Origin of the sequence: Arthrobacter sp. 35W (genome assembly GCF_000482545.1) — a bacterium.
Taxonomy (GTDB): Bacteria; Actinomycetota; Actinomycetes; order Actinomycetales; family Micrococcaceae; genus Specibacter.
The window spans coordinates 773,480-790,494 of the sequence record NZ_KI519454.1; the positions used below are offsets into that span (position 1 = coordinate 773,480).

At 68.0% G+C, this 17,015-nt stretch carries 16 protein-coding genes and 1 tRNA gene; 12 read left to right on the top strand and 5 right to left on the bottom strand.

Going from position 1 to position 17,015, the window contains the following annotated elements; all coding sequences use genetic code 11:
- Positions 1 to 97 precede the first annotated feature (97 nt).
- The 3 genes from K254_RS0103285 to K254_RS21520 all read left to right on the top strand — a co-directional run bounded on the left by K254_RS0103285 (position 98) and on the right by K254_RS21520 (position 2,390).
- Positions 98 to 171, top strand: a tRNA-Pro gene (locus K254_RS0103285).
- 149 nt (positions 172 to 320) lie between these two features.
- Complete coding sequence (locus K254_RS0103290; RefSeq protein ID WP_081709860.1) at positions 321 to 1,238, top strand: urea transporter; 918 nt, start codon at positions 321 to 323, stop codon at positions 1,236 to 1,238.
- Positions 1,239 to 1,268: 30 nt separating this feature from the next.
- On the top strand, positions 1,269 to 2,390 hold the full coding sequence (locus K254_RS21520) for a S1C family serine protease (protein WP_196810860.1): 1,122 nt from the start codon (positions 1,269 to 1,271) through the stop codon (positions 2,388 to 2,390).
- A 7-nt stretch (positions 2,391 to 2,397) separates the two neighbouring features.
- Here K254_RS21520 and crcB (K254_RS0103300) read toward each other — a convergent pair whose 3' ends face one another.
- The 4 genes from crcB (K254_RS0103300) to K254_RS25895 all read right to left on the bottom strand — a co-directional run bounded on the left by crcB (K254_RS0103300) (position 2,398) and on the right by K254_RS25895 (position 4,493).
- On the bottom strand, positions 2,398 to 2,775 hold the full coding sequence (crcB, locus tag K254_RS0103300) for a fluoride efflux transporter CrcB (RefSeq protein WP_026554178.1): 378 nt from the start codon (positions 2,773 to 2,775) through the stop codon (positions 2,398 to 2,400).
- A complete protein-coding gene (gene crcB / locus K254_RS0103305; protein WP_231391730.1) occupies positions 2,772 to 3,236 on the bottom strand; it encodes a fluoride efflux transporter CrcB in 465 nt (154 codons plus the stop codon). The genes crcB (K254_RS0103300) and crcB (K254_RS0103305) overlap by 4 nt, the downstream gene beginning before the upstream one ends.
- Positions 3,236 to 3,748: a universal stress protein gene (locus K254_RS25890; protein ID WP_026554180.1), complete on the bottom strand. Its 513-nt coding sequence runs from the start codon at positions 3,746 to 3,748 to the stop codon at positions 3,236 to 3,238. Before K254_RS25890 ends, crcB (K254_RS0103305) begins: the two co-directional genes overlap by 1 nt.
- Positions 3,749 to 3,809: 61 nt before the next feature.
- On the bottom strand, positions 3,810 to 4,493 hold the full coding sequence (locus tag K254_RS25895; RefSeq protein ID WP_051388750.1) for a hypothetical protein: 684 nt from the start codon (positions 4,491 to 4,493) through the stop codon (positions 3,810 to 3,812).
- A 9-nt stretch (positions 4,494 to 4,502) separates the two neighbouring features.
- On the opposite strand from K254_RS25895, the gene K254_RS26295 reads away from it, so the two are divergent.
- From K254_RS26295 to K254_RS0103340, 6 genes are all read left to right on the top strand, one after another.
- Entirely contained in the window at positions 4,503 to 4,628 is a 126-nt protein-coding gene (locus tag K254_RS26295; protein ID WP_269208998.1) for a hypothetical protein, read from the top strand.
- Between the two features lie 181 nt (positions 4,629 to 4,809).
- Positions 4,810 to 5,196 carry a glycine cleavage system protein GcvH gene (gcvH, locus tag K254_RS0103320; protein WP_026554181.1) on the top strand — a complete coding sequence of 129 codons (387 nt, stop codon included), beginning with the start codon at positions 4,810 to 4,812 and terminating at the stop codon, positions 5,194 to 5,196.
- Between the two features lie 94 nt (positions 5,197 to 5,290).
- Positions 5,291 to 5,776, top strand: coding sequence for an FHA domain-containing protein (locus tag K254_RS0103325; protein WP_026554182.1), 486 nt, complete (start codon positions 5,291 to 5,293; stop codon positions 5,774 to 5,776).
- Positions 5,777 to 5,793: 17 nt separating this feature from the next.
- Positions 5,794 to 6,549 carry a transcriptional regulator FtsR gene (gene ftsR / locus K254_RS0103330; RefSeq protein ID WP_051388752.1) on the top strand — a complete coding sequence of 252 codons (756 nt, stop codon included), beginning with the start codon at positions 5,794 to 5,796 and terminating at the stop codon, positions 6,547 to 6,549.
- A gap of 30 nt (positions 6,550 to 6,579) precedes the next feature.
- Positions 6,580 to 7,083, top strand: coding sequence for a bifunctional nuclease family protein (locus tag K254_RS0103335; protein ID WP_026554184.1), 504 nt, complete (start codon positions 6,580 to 6,582; stop codon positions 7,081 to 7,083).
- Positions 7,084 to 7,355: 272 nt separating this feature from the next.
- The gene (locus K254_RS0103340; RefSeq protein ID WP_026554185.1) at positions 7,356 to 7,949 is read left to right on the top strand and encodes a MerR family transcriptional regulator; all 594 of its coding nucleotides are present in this window, start codon (positions 7,356 to 7,358) and stop codon (positions 7,947 to 7,949) included.
- Positions 7,950 to 8,026: 77 nt separating this feature from the next.
- Here the strand turns inward: K254_RS0103340 and K254_RS0103350 are convergent, their stop codons facing one another.
- A complete protein-coding gene (locus tag K254_RS0103350) occupies positions 8,027 to 8,869 on the bottom strand; it encodes a ParA family protein (RefSeq protein WP_026554186.1) in 843 nt (280 codons plus the stop codon).
- A 169-nt stretch (positions 8,870 to 9,038) separates the two neighbouring features.
- On the opposite strand from K254_RS0103350, the gene gcvP reads away from it, so the two are divergent.
- The 3 genes from gcvP (at position 9,039) to K254_RS21530 (ending at position 16,950) form a co-directional block, all read left to right on the top strand.
- Positions 9,039 to 11,882, top strand: coding sequence for an aminomethyl-transferring glycine dehydrogenase (gcvP, locus tag K254_RS0103355; RefSeq protein WP_196810923.1), 2,844 nt, complete (start codon positions 9,039 to 9,041; stop codon positions 11,880 to 11,882).
- A gap of 181 nt (positions 11,883 to 12,063) precedes the next feature.
- Positions 12,064 to 15,462, top strand: a complete 3,399-nt coding sequence (locus tag K254_RS0103360) for a pyruvate carboxylase (protein ID WP_026554188.1) — start codon at positions 12,064 to 12,066, stop codon at positions 15,460 to 15,462.
- Between the two features lie 99 nt (positions 15,463 to 15,561).
- Complete coding sequence (locus K254_RS21530) at positions 15,562 to 16,950, top strand: MinD/ParA family ATP-binding protein (RefSeq protein ID WP_051388754.1); 1,389 nt, start codon at positions 15,562 to 15,564, stop codon at positions 16,948 to 16,950.
- The last annotated feature ends 65 nt before the right edge of the window (positions 16,951 to 17,015 follow it).

Consider the following 17,015-nt stretch of genomic DNA (forward strand, 5'->3'; position numbering starts at 1 on the left):
GCGCCAATGGCCGTTTTGGTCATTGGCGCGGAAATTATGGGGTAAACTTTTTCAGGCGGTTCGGCCGGAAGCGGTAACGCGGAAGGCATGAATCTTTCGGGCTGTAGCGCAGCTTGGTAGCGCACCTGACTGGGGGTCAGGGGGTCGCAGGTTCAAATCCTGTCAGCCCGACCGAACAAAAAGAGGGTCTTCCGATAAGGGAGGCCCTCTTTTTGCATTCCTCCAGGTGGGCGATACTGGGAATTGCCTTCGGGAATGTGGGCCGGCCGAATGGACGTTGAGTCGCCACAGGGCCGCTTTAGAGGAAGGCCGGCCAAAGCGTGGTGCAGCCTTTATCGTTTGTCCGGCAATGGGGCTCCACCGTGGGCCGCGGCCTGTCCCAGATCTTCTTCCACACCAAAATCCCCACCGGCCTGCTCATTCTTGCGGCCTGTGTGGTCCAGGACTGGCGGATGGCCGTGCTTGTAGTGCTGGGCAGCCTAGCGTCGTCGATGGGCGGGTGCCTTGTCGGGTTCAGCACCGCTGGCATCCGCAACGGGCTGCAGGGGTTCTGCGGCGCGCTGGCCGGGGCGGCCGCCTTTGCCGGCATTGGCGGCGTCTGGCAGGCCTATCCCATCGCCGTCGTGGGCGGCCTGCTGTGCGCACCGGTGACCTGGGCGATGGTGTGGGTGTTCTCCCGTGGTCCACTTAAGGCGCTGGAGCTGCCGCCGACCACGGCGCCGTTCTGCATCGTGGCCACGGGCATCCTGTGGGCGACCGGTCCGCTGCACACCACCACGGACCTGCTGCCCGCCAGGCCCACCGATCTGGGTGCCTTCGTCCAATCGCTCCTGACCAACATCTCCCAAGTGGTGCTGGTGGACAGCTTCCTCGGTGGTGGGCTGATTCTTGCGGGGCTGTTCCTGGCCGGCTGGAAGGTGGGTCTGGCAGCCCTGCTGGGCAGCGCCGTCGGCAGCCTGTGTGCACTGGCCATGAACGTCAATCTGCAGCAGACCGGCAACGGACTGGCCGGCTACTCCGGCGTCCTGACGGCCATTGCCTTTGCCGTCGTCTTCAACCGGGGCACCTGGGAGCCTTGGCTGCTGGCCGTGGCCGGGACCGGCGTCACCGCCGTCGTGACACTGGTCATGCACCGGCTCGCCGGACCCACCTACACCTGGCCGTACATTCTCACCCTCTGGGCAGGGCTGGCCGTGGTGCACTTCGTGCCGCGCTTGCACCGGTATGGGCCCGCCTAGACTTGGCGTACATCATCGTTTGGGGGACACATGAACATGCACGTCGAGAGTGCTGCAACACCACAGAAGAATTCCATCAATGTCTGGCTGATCCTGGCCGCGGCCGTTGTGCTTGGATTGGCCGCAGGCTTCCTGGGCGGACTGCTGGGGCGAGGTGCTCCGGAGCAGGCGGCCGCCCAGACCGCCGCGGTGCTGCCGCCACAGGCAGGCGCCTGCGACGCCACGGCCGTCGCCAAGGCGGTGCTGCCCTCCATCGTGACCATCTCGGCGTCGAATGGGTCTTCGGGTGGGGTGGGCAGCGGCGAGATCGTCCGCAGTGACGGCTACATCATCACCAACAACCATGTCATAGCTGTTGCCGCCGCCGACGGCGGGCGGATCGAGGTCCTGTACAGCAGCGGTGAGAGCGTCCCGGCCACGCTGGTGGGACGTGATCCCCGTGCCGACCTGGCCGTGCTGAAGGTGGCAGGTACGACGCCGCTGCCGGCCATCGCGCTCGGCAGTTCGGGCGCCGTCGTCGTTGGCCAGCCCGTGGTGGCCCTGGGTGCGCCGCTGGGTCTGTCCGGCTCCGTGACGTCCGGCATCGTCAGTGCCCTGGGGCGCGACATCGCCGTGCCCAGCGACGGCAAGTCAACCACCATCCTCACCGGTGCCGTGCAGACCGACGCCTCGATCAATCCGGGCAACTCCGGTGGGGCGCTGGTGGACTGCTCGGGGAAGCTCATCGGCATCAACACGGCCATCGCCACCGTGCCCAACAGCTCGGGCGAGGCAGGCGGCGGCAGCGTGGGCATTGGCTTCGCCGTCCCGATCGACCGCGCGTCCTCCATCGTGGACCAGCTGATCGCCACCGGCAAGGCCGTCTACCCCTACTTCGGGGTTGCCGTGACCACCATTCCCGCGTCGGTGGCCAAGGACTACGGCGTCGAGGCCGGCCTGTACATTGAATCGGTTGTCGCGGGCGGTCCGGCAGACAAGGCGGGGCTGAAGCCCGGCGACGTCATCACCACAGTGGGGGGAGCGCCCGCCGCAACGCCGGAGGTCCTGACCAAGATCACGCTGACGCAAAAGGCCGGGGACAAGGTGGAGATCGAGTACTTCCGCGGCGGGAAGCAATCCTCCACCACTGTGGCCCTGGCCGAGGCCCCCTAAAGTCCCGCTAGACCGCCAGGCCCAGCCAAAGCCCCAGCATGGCCGCCGCCACGGCGGCGGCCAGCATGCCCAGCCCGCTGGCCAGCGAGGCCGCATAGCGGCGCGCCTTGATGAGCTGGACGGTTTCATAGCTGGCGGTGCTGAAGGTGGTGAAGCCACCCAGGAAGCCGGTGCCAAGAATGACGCTCCAGTCACTGGGCAGCAGCTGGGCCAGGGTCGCCCCCGCCAGGAAGCCAAGCACCAGTGAGCCCGACACATTGATGATGGTGGTCGCCCACGGGTAGCCCGTCTTGAGCCGGGACCGGACCACGCCGTCCACCACAAAGCGGGCGGCGGCGCCGAGTCCGCCGGCCACGGCAAGGGCCGTGAACAGGAGCGGTGTCACCGGCTCCTCCCGGCCACCGTTGCGGGCGCACCAGAGGCCGTGCGGCGGTTGTTGCCGCGCGAGCCCGCCACGATGCCCAGCCAGGTGGCGACGGCGCCCAGAAGCACGGTGCCGACCGCGTAGAGCACGGCTGTCCCCACCTGCCCGTGGTGGTTCAACAGGGCCGTGTCGACGGCCAGGGTGCTGTACGTGGTGAAGCCGCCGCAGAAGCCCGTGCCCAGCAGCAGCTTGAGGTTTCTGGCCACTGGTTCGCCGGGGTCCCGTCGGGCCACCGCCTCGTAGAGCAGGCCCAGCAGGAATGCCCCGGCGATGTTGATGATGGCGATGGCAAGGGGGATGCCGCCCACGGCCGGGATGGCCAGGGACAGGGCCTCGCGGCTGGCAGCACCCACGGCACCGCCCGCGGCGACGAGGGCGAGCGGCCGCCACTGCAGGTGGATGGGCCTGTTTCCGGCGGCCACTAGGGCGCCTCGAAGGGCAGCTGGGAGGCTCTGGGGGAGCGGGCGGGCACGACGACGACTGGCCGCTCCTGGCGGTGGGCCAGATGCGTGGCCACCGAGCGGTTGAAGAACTCCTGGACGCTTCCACCCACGGAGTGCTGGTGGGTGCCCACCACAATCATGGCGGCATCGAGTGTATGGGCCAGCCTGGCCAGGGCTGTGGACACCTCGCCGGCCAGTGCCACCGTCCGCCACGGCACCTGCGTGTCGAGGAGCAACTCGGCCAGCGCCGCGGCGAGATCGGCGTCGAAGGCCTCGTCGTCGGCAAAGTCGGGATCAATGGAGGCCGAGGACACCGAGCCGTCGGCTGCCTCGGCGACGGGATACCTGCCCTGGTTGACGTGGGCACAGACCAATTCGGTGCCAAAACGGGCCGCAAAGGCGGCCGCCTGGCGCACAATGTGCCCAGCCTGTCCCGGGGCCACGCCGACGACGACGGGATGGCGGGGTCTGGAGGATGCGTTTTCCATCATGGTCGGGAGACTATCGAGCACTCTGCACGCATGCAACGGGCACTGCCAGTGGCCGCGCGGTCTAGGAGTTCGACTGGCCGCGTTCCTTCCGTGCGGCGTCGCGGGCGGCCTTGGCCGCCGCCTTTTCGGCATCGCGGGCCTCCCGCGCCTCGGCCTCCTCGACCTTGCGCTTGGCAGCCTCAACGGCCTTGTAGGCGCGGACCTTCTCGCCGCGGCGGCGCCAGATCCGTCCCGCCTGCAGTGCCACCACGCCCGCCAGAACGCCCAGCACCATGAACCACACGCTCCAGATGCCGAACCAATTCGCCTCGACGCTGAGGATCCGTTGGGCATCGTGGGCGGACTTGCTGGTGCCATTGAGCACGGCCAGCGTGAGCAGATTGGGTGTGGCCAGCAGCACGGCCGCCACCAGGATGGAAATGCGCACCCACTTGTTCATGCCCTTGTAGTGCGCCTGCCAGCCAACGACCACGGGCAGGAGGGAAAAGACGAAGCCGTAGAACATGCCCACCAGAATGCCGGCGCCCAGATTGCCCTGGACCTGGTTGCCGATGGTGTCGGCCCACCACACCGGGGCCACGACGGCACCGATGGAGAGGATGGCGGCCGCGATGGCCACCAGCACGGCCACCAGAATGGTGCGCCGAAGCCACAGTGGAAGCCGTGTCTTCCCGCCGGTAGACGGGCCGGACGGTGCGGGTGGGCGGCTGCCCACCGGTTGCGGCGTGTCAGGGTTCTGCGTCATGGCATCATCATGGCAGAGCCGGACGGCGTGCGCAGCAACTGGGGAGCACGACACGGCGCGCCAACGCCGCCAGCCACCACCTCCCACGGCAGGGCCCACCGCCGCCGCTCGGTTGTCCGGCTGCCGGACATCTGAGCGGTGCTCCCTGACCTATACTTTCTTGCGGTGGCTTGCCACCGATGGGCAGCAGCCGAAAGACTGTAGCAAGCCGGGGGCCCAGCCTTTCGGCCGCATGCGCTACTGGTGCTGTTCTGCCGACTCTTTAACGTAATTCCCTGCAGTCCGCCCCTGGGTGGACCCACGAAAGGCTTGAGCGATGAGCAACATTCCCGCAGATCTGTCCTACACGGCCGAGCACGAGTGGGTCACCGCTCCGGACGCCGACAACGTGGTTCGCGTTGGCATCACCGATTTCGCCCAGGATGCCCTGGGTGACGTCGTCTACGTCCAGATGCCCGAGGCCGGCAGCGCCGTGGCCGCGAACGACGTCGTCGGCGAGGTGGAATCGACCAAGAGCGTCAGCGACATCTACGCCCCGCTGAGTGGCGAAGTGGTCCGCCGCAACGAGGCTCTGGACAACGATCCGGCCCTGATCAACTCCGCTCCCTACGGTGATGGATGGCTCGTGGAGATCAAACTGGCCGACGCCGGATCCTTCGCATCCCTGCTCAGCGCCGCGGAGTACGAAGAAAAGGTAGGCTAGTCGAAACGGCCCCGCCGGGACTTCTCTTGACGGGGCCGCATCAGACTACTTATGCCACACCATGTGGTGGCATACATTCCAAGGAGGAGCACCGATGGTTGAGCAGGGGAACGACGCCGGAGTGAATGGGCAGGCGGAATTCCAGGATCAGCCCAGCGCCTCAGAGACCACCTCCATCCAGCTGCCGCCGATCAGCATTGAGCCCTCGGCAGAGCCGAAGCTGGGACCTGACGAGCGGTCCGCCGTCGAGGCGCTGCCCGCGGGTTCTGCGCTGCTCATCGCCCACAGCGGCCCCAACCGGGGAGCCCGCTTCCTGCTGGATGCCGACAACACGAGCGCCGGCCGCCACCCCGAGGCGGATGTCTTCCTGGACGACGTCACGGTCTCGCGCCGCCACGCCGAGTTCCGCCGCGTCGACAACGGTTTTGAAGTCATTGACGCCGGGAGCCTCAACGGCACCTATGTCAACGGCGACCGGGTTGACGCCGTACGTCTGCGCACGGGCAACGAGGTACAGATCGGAAAGTTCCGGCTCACGTACTACTACAGCCCCGCCGCCGCTGCCGCCCCGAACTCCTAAGGGCCGCGATGGCGAGCATGAACAGCAGCGCCCGCAGCCAGTGGGTGGATTCGCGTGCCGGTGCAGGCCGCCATGGGGTTCCGGTGGTGTTCAACATCGGCGAGGTGCTGGCACAGCTCACCGCCGATTTTCCCTCCGTCACGGCCTCGAAGATCCGCTTCTACGAGGAAAAGGGCCTGATCACCCCGCAGCGCACGCCCGCGGGGTACCGCCAGTTCAGCGACGCCGATGTCGAGCGCCTCAGGTTTGTCCTGGCGCTGCAGCGTGACCACTACCTGCCGTTGAAGGTCATCCGGGACTACCTTGACGCCATCGACAGGGGCGAGACGCCGGCGAATCTGCCGCCCGGAGTGTCCATTGCCCCGCGCATGGTCTCGGACGCCCTGGCCTCCGAGCTGAAGGGGCGCACGCGGCGGTTGACGGGGGAGCAGCTGCGCGCCGAGTCGGGCGCCAGCGCGGAACTCCTTGAAGCGATGGTGAGCTATTCCCTGGTGGAGGCCCACGACGGCTTCTTCGACGACCATGCCCTGCGGGTGGCCAAGGCCTGCACGGCATTGAACGCCCACGGTCTGGAACCGCGCCACCTGCGCCCCTTCCAATCCGCCGCCGAACGCGAGTTTGGCCTGGTGGAACGCGCCGTCTCTCCGCTGTCCTCCCGCCGCGACGGCGCCTCCCAGGCCCGTGCCGCCGAGGCCGCCCGTGAGATTGCCGAGCTGTGCCTGGGGCTGCACAGCGCCCTGGTGCAGGGCCGCATCTCGAAAATGGAACGTTGATGGGAACCTTCGCCGTGGAAGGAGGCGGGCATGATTGAGCTGGAGATTGTCGGCGTCCGCGTCGAAATGCCCTCCAACCAGCCGCTGGTGCTCCTGAAGGAGGTTGCCGGGGTCCGCCACCTGCCCATCTGGATCGGCACGGCCGAGGCCACGGCCATCGCGCTGGCCCAGCAGGGGGTTGTCCCGCCGCGGCCGCTCACTCATGATCTGTTGTGCAACATCGTCGCCGCCCTGGGCCGCGCGGTGGTCAGGGTGAACATCACGGCGGTGGAGGACGGCGTCTTCTACGCCCAGGTGGTGTTCGACGACGGCACCGTGGTGGGCTCGCGCGCCTCCGATGCCCTCGCCATTGCCCAGCGGGTTGACTGCGGCATCTTTTGCGCCGTCGAGGTGATGGAGGAGGCCGGCGTCCAGGTCAACGACCACGATGAGGACGAGCCGGAGGCCATCGACACCCCCGAGGCGGAGGAGCGTGAGCTGCGCCGCTTCCGCGAATTCCTCAACGATGTTGAGCCCGAGGATTTCGACAAGTAGCGGTGAAAGTGCCGGGAATCCGGCCATCGAATGGACTTAATTCGGTCCCAACCTTCAGGTGGCACCTGAAAGTTTCGACACGGCCCAAGTTTTTGCCCGACGTCTTTGACCTTGGCCTGCGGCCGTTCTAACGTCGAAGGTACAGAGTTCCCATTGCGCTAGGTGGCTTCTGCGTCCACACTGGAAGTCAAGTTACACGCATGGCTTTTAGTGGTGCCGCAAGTATCCGCCTGAGCGATCCCCCCACGGGAACTTCGACAAGGAGGGAACACGTGAGTCCGAAAGGCGACGTTGGCGAGCTGAAGCACGCCGCCGTCCCCGGGCCTGCCGCATCCGCAGGCGCCCAGGGATTGCTTTTCACCGAGGATTTGCCGGTTCTGGACGAGGACGCCGGCTACCGCGGCCCCACCGCCTGCAAGGCTGCGGGCATCACCTACAGGCAATTGGACTACTGGGCCCGCACCGGCCTGGTGGAACCCGCCGTGCGCGGCGCCGCAGGCTCCGGCTCGCAGCGCCTGTACGGCTTCCGGGACATTTTGGTGCTGAAGGTGGTGAAGCGGCTGCTGGACACCGGCGTGTCGCTGCAGCAGATCCGCAGCGCCGTCGAACATCTGCGCGAGCGCGGTGTGGAGGACCTGGCCCAGATCACCCTCATGAGCGACGGCGCGTCCGTCTATGAATGCACGTCCGCCGACGAGGTCATCGACCTGGTCCAGGGCGGCCAGGGGGTCTTCGGCATCGCCGTCGGCCGCGTCTGGCGCGAGGTCGAAGGGAGCCTTGCGGCGCTGCCCAGTGAGCATGCGCTGGATCAGTCCTTTCCCGACGACGAATTGAGCAAGCGCCGGGCGGTCAAGAAGATTTCCTAGCCGCACCCACCGCCGAGTGTACGCAAAACGCCCGTGTTCATCGCGAACACGGGCGTTTTGCGTATACTCGGCGCTCTCTAGGAGCGGATGCGGCTGCGGGTGGAGCTCTGGGTGGTGATGCGGGTGAGCAGCTGGTCAAAGAGACCGGAGGCGTTCTTGGCGGACTCGCCGGGCCACTGGTGGATCGGGTGCGCGGCGCCTTGGATCTGCTGCCAGTTGGCCTGCTCGGGAATGGTGGGGGAGAGCAGCAGGTCGCCGAACATGCCCTTCATTTCCGCCAGCCGGTAGGTGTGCTCGTTGGAGCCGGTGCGCACGCGGTTGGCGACGATGCCGGCAGGGACCAGGCTCGGGGCAAATTCGCTGCGGAACAATTCAATGGCGCGCAGGGTGCGCTGGGTGCCGGCCACGGAGAACAATCCGGGCTCGGCGACAAGCAGCACGCGGTTGCTGGCGGTCCAGGCCATCCGGGTGAGGCCGTTGAGCGAGGGCGGGCAGTCGATCAGCACCAGCTTGTAGGGACTGCCGCCGTCCTTGGAGGCGTTGGCCAGCACGGTGGAGAGGCGGCGCAGATCGCGCTTGCCCAGATCGGGGCGGTCGTAGATGCCCGCGAAGGCGGAGCCGATGGCCACATCCAGCAGGGGCTCGGGCCGGCCGGGGACGTGGCCGCCGTCGTGCCCGGCGACCCAGCCGCTGGGGATGACGTTGGCCGCCAGATCGGCCCGGCGGGCGTTCTTGATCATCCGGCCGATGTCCTGCTGGCCCGAGGCGCGCACGCCCAGGCCTGTGGTCGCATCAGCATGGGGGTCCAGATCGATGACGAGCGTGGGGATGCCCGCGGCCAATGCCGCCGAGGCGAGTCCGAGCGTGACGGACGTCTTGCCGACGCCCCCTTTGAGACTGCTGATGCTCACTACTTGCACGGGCTGAACCAAAACCTATCGTTGCGTACTCGTTGATCTGCTGCTGAACCGGTGTGTCGGCGGCCACTGCCGATGCCATTTAGAATGACTGTGGAACGTCCGCGAATTGGAGACCCCATTGACAAACACCCCAGAAATTCCGGCCAACAACCAGCTGCACAGCAGCTTCGTGTCGGCCCCATTCAGCGACCGGCACATTGGGGTATCGACCCAACCCCACCTTCATCATATGTTGAGCACCTTGGGATTCGGTTCTTTGGAGGAGCTTTCGACCGCGGCGCTGCCCTCGAGCATCCTTTCGGACGCCGCGCTGAACCTGCCAGCGGCCGTTTCCGAAGAGGACATGCTGGCCGAGCTTAAGGCCCTCGCCGGCAAGAACACCGTCAACAAGTCCCTGATCGGGCAAGGCTACTACGGCACGTTCACCCCGGGGGTCATCCAGCGCAACGTGTTGGAAAGCCCGGCCTGGTACACGGCCTACACGCCGTACCAGCCCGAAATCTCCCAGGGGCGTCTGGAGGCGCTGCTGAATTTCCAGACAGTCGTGTCGGATCTGACAGGCATGGTCACTGCCAATGCCTCGATGCTGGACGAGGGCACGGCAGCGGCCGAGGCGATGACACTGATGCGCCGTTCCAACCGTGCCGCGGCGCAGGACGCTGCCTTTGTGGTGGACGCCGATGTCTTCCCGCAGACCCTGGCCGTCATCACCACCCGTGCCGAGGCCATGGGGATCCCCGTCCACGTGCACGATTTCGACGCCGGTCTGCCGGATGTTGACTACTACGCCATCCTGCTGCAATACCCCGGGGACTCCGGCAAGGTGCGCGACATCGCCCCGATCATTGCCGCAGCGCACGAGCGCAAGGCCCTGGTCGGCGTGGCGGCGGACCTGCTGGCCCTGACCCTGCTGGAGGCGCCGGGCACCCTCGGCGCGGACCTGGCTGTGGGCAGCTCCCAGCGCTTCGGCGTCCCGATGGGCTACGGCGGCCCGCACGCCGGCTACATGGCCGTGCGCCAGGGCCTGGAACGCGCCCTGCCCGGCCGCCTCGTCGGCGTGTCGAAGGATGCCGACGGCAACCTCGCCTACCGCTTGGCCCTGCAGACCCGTGAGCAGCACATCCGCCGGGAAAAGGCGACGTCGAACATCTGCACCGCCCAGGTGCTGCTGGCCGTGATGGCTGGGATGTACGCCGTCTACCACGGCCCCGCCGGCCTGCGCGCCATCGCCTCGCGCGTGCACGCCACCGCCTCGGCCGTCGCCGCCACGGCAACGGCCGCCGGCCACACGGTGGTCCACGCGGACTTCTTTGACACCGTCAAGATCCGCATCGCTTCGATCAGCGGCCACGCTGCCGCCGAGGTGGTGGCGGCTGCGCACCGGGCCGGCTACCTGCTGCGCCTGGTGGACCACGACCACATCCAGATCGCCGTGGATGAAACCACCTCCGAGGCGGACCTGGCCGTCGTCGCCCGCGTCCTGGGCGCGGCGGAACCCGCCGGGCTGCCGGCCCCGGCAGAGGCCGCCGTGGTCCGTGCGCGCAGCACGGACTACATGACGAACCCCGTCTTCCACGCGCACAACTCCGAAACCCAGATGCTGCGATACCTGCGCCGCCTCTCGGACGCCGACTATGCGCTGGACCGGGGCATGATCCCGCTGGGCTCCTGCACCATGAAGCTGAACGCGACGGCCGAGATGGCCGCCGTCACCTGGCCCGAGTTCGCCAATCTGCACCCCTTCGCTCCGGCCTCGGACACGGTGGGCATCGTGGAGATGGCCACGCAGCTGGAGGGCTGGCTGGCCGAGATCACCGGCTACGACGCCGTCTCCGTCCAGCCCAACGCCGGATCCCAGGGCGAACTGGCCGGCCTGCTGGCGATCCGCGCCTACCACCGCGAGAACGGCGCTCCGGAGCGCAACATCGTGCTCATCCCTACCTCCGCCCACGGCACCAACGCGGCCTCCGCCGTGATGGCCGGCCTGAAGGTGGTCCCGGTGGCCACCGATGGCTTCGGCAATGTGGACATCGACGACCTCAAGCGCCAGGTCAGCCTGCATGCGGATGACCTGGCCGCCATCATGGTCACCTACCCGTCCACGCACGGCGTGTTCGAAACTGAGATCACCTCCATCTGCGCGATGATCCACGACGCCGGCGGCCAGGTCTATGTGGACGGCGCCAACCTGAACGCCCTGGTCGGTTTGGCCCAGCCGGGCAAGTTCGGCGCGGACGTCTCGCACCTGAATCTGCACAAGACGTTCTGCATCCCGCACGGCGGCGGCGGCCCCGGCGTCGGACCGGTGGCCGTGGGCGCCCACCTGGCTCCGCACCTGCCGGCCCGCGAACTGGACACCGACGCCAGCGTCGGCCTGGTCTCGGCGGCACCCTACGGCTCCGCCTCGATCCTGCCGATCTCCTGGGCATACATCCGCATGATGGGCCCGGCGGGGCTGCGCCGCGCCACCCAGACGGCCATCCTCTCGGCCAACTACATCGCCCGGCGCCTGGGCGAGCACTATCCGGTGCTATACACCGGTGCCAACGATCTGGTGGCCCACGAGTGCATCCTGGACCTGCGCGGCATCAGTGCGGACTCCGGCGTGTCGGTGGATGACGTCGCCAAGCGCCTCATCGACTACGGCTTCCACGCGCCGACCATGTCCTTCCCGGTGGCCGGCACCTTGATGGTGGAACCCACCGAGTCCGAGGACCTGGGCGAAGTGGACAGGTTCATCGCCGCGATGATCGCCATCCGCAAGGAGATCGCCGCCGTCCAGGACGGTCTGTGGCCGTTGGCGGACAATCCGCTGGCCAACGCTCCGCACACCGCGGCGTCGCTGGTGGGCGAATGGGAGCACCCCTACACCCGTGAGGAAGCCGTCTTCCCCGCCGGTGTGGACCCGCGTGCCAAGTACTGGCCGCCGGTGCGCCGCATCGACCAGGCCTATGGCGACCGCCACCTGGTGTGCTCGTGCCCCTCGATCGAGGAACTGGCCGAGACCTTCTAACATGAGCTCCGGGGAGCCGGCACAGCGTGCGCCGGCTCCCCGGAGTTGTTTTGGCACAATTGTTACGTGATGGTGCGGTGAGACGCATCACACCGTTTGCCGGTGCGGGTCCCGATCCTAAAGACTTGCACCACTTTATCCACGCATCACCAGACTCCCACGTGCAGTCATGAGGAGAATCATGTTTTCCAAAATTCTGGTAGCAAACCGCGGTGAAATCGCCATCCGTGCGTTCCGTGCCGGCTACGAGCTAGGCGCCAAAACCGTTGCTGTGTTCCCCCATGAGGACCGGAACTCCATACACCGCCAGAAGGCGGACGAGGCCTACCTCATTGGTGAGGAAGGGCATCCCGTCCGGGCATACCTCGACGTCGAGGAAATCATCCGGGTGGCCAAGGAGTCCGGGGCGGACGCGATCTACCCGGGCTACGGCTTCCTGTCCGAAAACCCGCACCTGGCCGAGGCCGCCAAGGCCGCAGGCATCACCTTCGTCGGCCCGCCCGCCGAGGTGCTGGAACTGGCCGGCCACAAGGTGCGCGCTCTGGAAGCGGCCCGCAAGGCCGGCATCCCGGTGCTGAAGTCCTCCGAGCCCAGCTCGGACCTGGCCACGCTGCTCGCCGCCGCGGAGGAGATCGGCTTCCCGATCTTCGCCAAGGCCGTTGCCGGCGGCGGTGGCCGCGGCATGCGCCGCGTTGACCGCCGCGAGGACCTTGAGGAGGCCCTCAACTCCGCGATGCGCGAGGCGGACGCCGCCTTTGGCGATCCCACGATGTTCCTGGAGCAGGCCGTGCTGCGCCCGCGCCACATCGAGGTGCAGATCCTGGCCGACGCCGAGGGCAATGTCATGCACCTCTTCGAGCGCGACTGTTCGCTGCAGCGCCGCCACCAGAAGGTGGTGGAGATCGCCCCCGCGCCGAACCTGGACGAAAACATCCGCCAGGCCCTGTACGCAGACGCCGTGAAGTTCGCCAAGGCGCTGGGCTACGTCAACGCCGGCACCGTGGAATTCCTTGTGGATACCGTGGGGGAGCGCGCCGGTCAGCATGTATTCATCGAGATGAACCCGCGCATCCAGGTGGAGCACACAGTCACGGAAGAGATCACCGATGTGGACCTCGTCCAGGCCCAGCTGCGCATTGCGGCCGGGGAGACCCTGGCCGATCTGGGGCTGAGCCAGGACACCGTCTCCATCAAGGGTGCGGCCCTGCAGTGCCGCATCACCACCGAGGACCCGGCCAACGGTTTCCGCCCCGATGCCGGCACCATCACCAGCTACCGTTCCGCCGGTGGCGCGGGCATCCGCCTGGACGGCGGCACCATCTATACAGGAGCCGAAGTCAGCCCGCACTTCGATTCGCTGCTGGTCAAGCTGACCTGCCGCGGCCGCGACTACGCCACCGCCGTCGCCCGGGCCCGCCGCGCGTTGGCCGAGTTCCGCATCCGCGGCGTCTCCACCAACATCTCCTTCCTGCAGGCAGTCCTGGAGGACCCTGCGTTCAATGCCGGCGACGTCGCCACCTCCTTCATCGACGAGCGCCCGGAACTGCTCAAGGCCCGCGTCTCAGCGGACCGCGGCACCAAGCTGCTGACTTGGCTGGCCGAGGTCACGGTGAACAAGCCGAACGGCGAGCTTACCGTCCACGCGGATCCGGCAAGCAAGCTGCCCACCGTTGATGTGGCCACCGCGCCGGCCGGCTCGCGCCAGCGCCTGGCCGAGCTGGGCCCGGAGGGCTTCGCCGCGGCACTGCGTGCGCAGACAGCCGTCGCCGTCACGGACACCACCTTCCGCGATGCCCACCAGTCCCTGCTCGCCACGCGTGTGCGCACCCGGGACCTGGCCGCGGCCGGCCCCGCCGTGTCCGTGCTGACCCCGCAGCTGCTCTCCGTGGAGGCCTGGGGCGGCGCCACGTACGATGTCGCGCTCCGCTTCCTGGGCGAGGACCCGTGGGAGCGCCTCGCCACACTGCGTGCGGCGCTGCCGAATGTCTGCCTGCAGATGCTGCTGCGTGGGCGCAACACCGTGGGCTACACGCCGTACCCGGAGGAGGTCACCGAGGCGTTCGTCGCCGAGGCTGCCGCCAGCGGCATCGACATCTTCCGCATCTTCGACGCGCTGAACGATGTGAACCAGATGGCGCCGGCGATCAAGGCCGTACGCGCCACCGGCACAGCCGTGGCCGAGGTGGCCCTGTGCTACACCGGCGATCTGCTGGACCCGGCGGAAAAGCTGTACACGCTGGACTACTACCTGGGCCTGGCCCGGAAGATCGTCGACGCCGGCGCGCACATCCTGGCCATCAAGGACATGGCCGGGCTGCTCCGCCCGGCCGCTGCCGCCAAGCTGGTTACGGCCCTGCGCGCAGAGTTCGACCTTCCCGTGCACCTGCACACCCATGACACGGCCGGCGGCCAGCTGGCCACGCTGATGGCCGCCATCAATGCCGGTGTCGACGCCGTTGACGTCGCCTCCGCGGCCCTGGCCGGCACCACCAGCCAGCCCTCCGCCTCGGCCCTGGTGGCCGCACTGGCCCACACCGAGCGCGACACCGGCATCTCGCTGGCTGCCGTGAGCTCGCTGGAGCCGTACTGGGAGGCCGTGCGCCGCGTCTACGCGCCGTTTGAATCCGGTCTGGCCGGTCCCACGGGCCGCGTCTACCAGCACGAGATCCCCGGCGGGCAGCTGTCCAATCTGCGCCAGCAGGCCATTGCCCTGGGGCTGGGGGAGCGCTTCGAGGAGATCGAGGACATGTACACCGCGGCGGACCGGATCCTGGGCCACCTGGTCAAGGTCACCCCCTCCTCCAAGGTGGTGGGCGATCTGGCCCTGCACCTGGTGGGGCTCAAGGCGGATCCGGCCGATTTCGAGGCCAACCCGCAGAGCTACGACATCCCCGATTCGGTGATCGGCTTCCTCTCCGGCGAACTGGGCGACCCGCCCGGAGGCTGGCCCGAGCCCTTCCGCACCAAGGCCCTGCAGGGCCGTGCCGTCAAGGTGCGCGACGCCGAGCTCACGCCCGAGGAGAGCGCCGCCCTGGCGGGGGACAGCGCCACGCGCCGCGCCACGCTGAACCGGCTGCTGTTCGCGGCACCGACCAAGGAGTTCGAGCGCGTCCGGGAGCAGTACGGGGATGTCTCCGTCCTGGACACCCGCGACTACCTCTACGGCCTCCAGCGCGGTGCCGAGCACACCATTGCCCTGGGCAAGGGCGTGCGCCTGATCGCCTCGATCGAGGCCATCTCCGAGGCCGATGACAAGGGCATGCGCACGGTGATGTGCAAGCTCAATGGCCAGTCGCGCTCCGTGGTGGTGCGCGATGCCAGCATTGTCAGCTCCGTGAAGTCCGCGGAAAAGGCCGATGCGTCGAACACGGGCCATGTGGCGGCTCCGTTTGCCGGCGCCGTCAGCATCAAGGTGGCCGTCGGTGCGGCGGTGCAGGCCGGCGACACCATCGCCACGATCGAGGCCATGAAGATGGAGGCCTCCATCACCACCCCAGTGGCCGGCACCATCTCGCGGCTGGCCGTCAGTGGCGTGGCCCAGGTGGAGGGCGGCGATCTGCTGGTGGTTGTGGGGGCCTGACCCCTGCTGCGCAGCATGCCCTCTGCGCTACGCTTAGGGCTGTCCAGCAACCGCGGCCGGAGGAATCCGGCCGCGGTTGCCATTACGTGAGCGGAAGATATGACTGTGGAGAAAAAGGCCCCGGCCGCCGGCGACGACGGCGTCGAGTTGGCGTCAGAGAACGCTTCCGCCCCTGATGAGCCCGCAGAGGCTCCCGAGGCCCCCGCCACAGTGGTGGTGGAGGTTGAAACGGCCGACGACGGCGCAGCCTCCGACGACGGCGATCCCGTGGTTCTGCCGACCCTGGGCGCGAATGCCGATCCCGGCTCCACCGGTGCCATCGGCGCCGTGGCCGAGGTCTTCAGCCCCGCGCAGCCCGATGAACCTGTCTTTGCTTCAGTGCCCGGGTGGGAGCCGTCGGGATCGAGCGTCCCGGCCACCACCGCGATGGGCGGCGAGGCCGGTGCAGCAGCCGCGGCTGCCGTGGAGTCCGAGGCGTCCGCCCGCCAGGCCGCTGCGGACACTGCACCGGCCGCTGCCACCTCCGATGCCGGGCGCAGCGAACGCCGCGGCCAGGCGGAAGGGCCCGAACCGGCCGCCGCCTTGACAGCCGACCGCCTGCTGGCCAAGTCCGCGCTCCCGCCCGTGGGTGGCTGGCGGCTGTGGCTCTACACCGCCTCCTTCGGCACCATCAACCTCGGTGATTCGGACAAGGTGCGCATTCGCCGCGCCACCGAGCACAGCATCGCTGCCCGGCTGGGTGAGCGCACCCGCTATGTGCCGGTCCTCTCCCGCAAGGGCGGCGTGGGCAAGACCACCGTCACCACACTGCTGGGCATGGTGCTGGCGGATCTGCGCGAAGACCGGGTGATCGCCATGGACGCGAACCCGGACCGCGGCACCCTGAGCGACCGTTCCCCGGGGCGGGCCGATTTCACCGCCCGCCACCTGGTCAAGGACCGCTTCTCCGTGGGTTCCTTCTCCCAGCTGTCCAACTACACCGCCCGCGATGGCTCGCGGCTGGATGTGCTGGCCTCGGACACCGACCCCGCCGTCGCCCAGGCCTTTGATGACTCGGACTACCGGGCCGTGACGGACATTCTGGGCCGCTACTACTCCATCGTGCTGACCGACTCTGGCACCGGCATGGTGCACTCGGTCATGAAGGGCACGCTGGAAAAGGCTGACACAGTGGTGCTGGTGTCCGGCGGCAGCGTGGACGAGGCCCGCCTGGCCTCCGAGACCCTGTCCTGGCTGGAGGCCCACGGCCGCCACGACCTGGTGGCCCGGGCGATCGTGGTCATCAACATGGCCGGCGGTGAAACCCAGGTGGACATCGATGCCATCGAGGAGCACTTCCGCTCCCGCGTGAACCACGTGCTGCGCATCCCCTACGACAAGCACCTGGCCGAGGGCTCGCGCATCGTGCTCGACCAGCTGCGCCCGGCCACCCGGTTGGCCGCCGTCGAGCTGGCCGCCCTGGTGGTTGGCGAACTCACCGCGGACTGATCCGTCGCGACACCGCGGCAGGCATCAACACGAAAGCCCGGTCCGTCCCTGTGCAGGGGACGGAC